Genomic DNA, 2,422 nt, shown 5'->3' with positions numbered 1-2,422 from the left:
GATTGGTGCAGGCGCGAAAGCCTGCCCGTTGCCTGATAAATATCTTCCAGTAATGCGCCTTGCTGTTCGGTGAAGGTTTCAGTTTGAAGTAAAGAATCAAGCTTAGAATTAATTACCGCGAGCGGTGTCATCATTTCATGCGAGGAATTATCTGTAAAGCTTTTAAGTTCCCGATAATCTTGTTTCACACGTTCGGCCATAGCATTTACCGATTGATTAAGCTCAATAAATTCGTCTATTTTGGTAGGCTCTTCTTTTATTGCCTCCATTTTTGTTACCTCAAATGTTTTAATTCTTTTGAGTGTGTCGTAAAATGGTTGCCAAAGCCTGCTCAATACAAATCGGTTGATTAAAAAAAGTGTCCCAAGTAAGATCATGGTCACCCCTAAAGTTATCAACAGAATCACCCTCACCAAATCTTCTGATTCTACTCTCGATTTTGTAATGGTAACCAATATATTTTTACCCTTTAAATTTACTGTAGTCACTAAACTTCTTCCGGGCTCTTCCTCATTTTCCTTTGTATTTAAATAGGTGGTGTAGCTAAATTCGCGGATATCGTTTGCGTTACCTGGCGATTCGGCATAAGAAATCTGCTGGTCGAGATAGCTAGCCGGTAACGGCAATTTTTGATATGTATGTGTGTATTGTCGGATCTCATTTTCCTCAACTGCTAAATCCTTATCGAGTTTATTGGTTAGGATAAGGTGTATAAAAAAGTAATAGATTACACCTGTTATAATTAAAATGATCAGCGAGGTGAGCATGTTAACCCTGTTGTATCGGGCAGATAACTTCATATCGATGTAAATTTGTAGCCAATGCCATAAACAGATTTAACATAATCTTTTGCTCCTGCCTCGGCAAGTTTCTTCTTCAAATTTTTAACATGTGTATAAATGAAGTCGAAATCATCAGAAAGATCCATTTCATCACCCCAAAGGTGCTCGGCCATTGCATTTTTAGTGACCACCTTATTTTTATTTGATAAGAAATATACCAGCAAATCGAACTCTTTTTTGGTAAGCGTGACGGGCGTGTCGTTTACCGTAATCTTCATCGCAGAAACATCTACTTGAATTTCATTAAACTGGATAATGTTATCACCATCAAAATTTTTGCGCCTTATAATAGCGCTCACTCTGGCTTTTAATTCTGAGAGATGAAATGGTTTTACTAAATAATCATCTGCTCCTAAGTCCAAACCAGAAAGTCTGTCATCGAGCGAGTGTCTCGCAGAGATAATAAGCACACCATCTTTCTTATTCATTTTCTTTAATCTGGAGAGCAGGTCAAGGCCTTCCCCTCCAGGCAACCCCAGGTCCAAAAGAATACAATCGTAAGTATATAATTCAATTTTTTCAGTTGCAGTTTCAAAATCAGCAGCATGCTCGCAAACGTTTCCTTCACCGGTAAAATAGGCTAAAATGCTTTCGTAAAGTGCTTGTTCATCTTCAATAACCAATATTTTCATAATGTAATTTACTTTCTTTATCTAAAAACATACATTTTTTTTAGGCTAACTTATGCGGGATTTAAGTCTTTCTAGATTAAATTTCTTTTTTTCCTGAAGAACCTCTTTTCCATAAGATGTAAAATATTCATGTGCAGAAAGCATGTTGAAATTTAGTGTATCCCATTCAAGGTTGGTATAAAAAAGGTTTAGATTTGTTTCCCACTCTGCCCTAAGTCTATCTGCGTAATCCTGATAATCGCGGAGTGCAAAATGATAAAAATCAGCATCACAAATTACCATTTGCAATTCATTCTCGGGTTGTTGGGGAAATTTAGTAGCTTTTATACATTCTTTTACGACTTCTATCTTTTCAGGCTCCAGTCCGTTTTCACCTAAAAATTCGGCTGCAATGTTAGCGCTTTCTTCTTCGTGGCCTATGTATTTCTCTGTATAGCCAACATCATGCAGAAATGCTGCCAGAATGAGTAAAAAGCATTCATTATTATTAAGACTAACCGCCCTTCCAATAAGTTCTACACCTTCAACCACCAGTAAAGTATGCTCCAAATTATGAAAATACATTTTCGTAGAAAGCCTGTTTTTTAAACGGTCTTCTACAAAACGCTCAACCCTTGTCAGTAAGATTTCCTCAGTTATGTTCATATTGCATCCTAAATCTAATACAATGGTAAAACTGAAATCTGGAGTAAATCTGTAGACTATGCCTTAAGAGACTGGAAAATATCTGCTCTTTGTAATTGTATTGCGTTTATAAAAGTACTTTTTATTTATTTCTGGCATACAGATTATCTACCGAATTGTAAAATATTTTTGTAAAAATTTAATTATCATATTATGTGGAGATACTATACAATTCTATCAGCTTTTTTTGCTGCAGCTACAGCAATTCTTGCCAAAATCGGTATAAAAGGTGTAAACGGAAATCTGGCTACGGCGATTCGCACC

General features: G+C 36.3%; 2 protein-coding genes and 1 pseudogene. All 3 read right to left on the bottom strand.

Features of this window, described 5'->3' with window-relative positions:
- Positions 1-800, bottom strand: a pseudogene (locus ACIQXP_RS25155) (sensor histidine kinase); the annotation flags it as partial.
- Positions 797-1,474 carry a response regulator transcription factor gene (locus tag ACIQXP_RS25150; protein WP_387508679.1) on the bottom strand — a complete coding sequence of 226 codons (678 nt, stop codon included), beginning with the start codon at positions 1,472-1,474 and terminating at the stop codon, positions 797-799. The pseudogene ACIQXP_RS25155 and the gene ACIQXP_RS25150, both read right to left, overlap by 4 nt.
- 45 nt (positions 1,475-1,519) lie before the next feature.
- A complete protein-coding gene (locus ACIQXP_RS25145) occupies positions 1,520-2,119 on the bottom strand; it encodes an HD domain-containing protein (protein ID WP_387508681.1) in 600 nt (199 codons plus the stop codon).
- Between the last annotated feature and the right edge of the window lie 303 nt (positions 2,120-2,422).

This window comes from Pedobacter suwonensis, assembly GCF_044762335.1.
In the GTDB taxonomy this organism is placed as follows: Bacteria; Bacteroidota; Bacteroidia; order Sphingobacteriales; family Sphingobacteriaceae; genus Pedobacter.
Note: the sequence above shows the minus strand (reverse complement) of the source record. Positions and strands in the feature narration are given on the sequence as shown.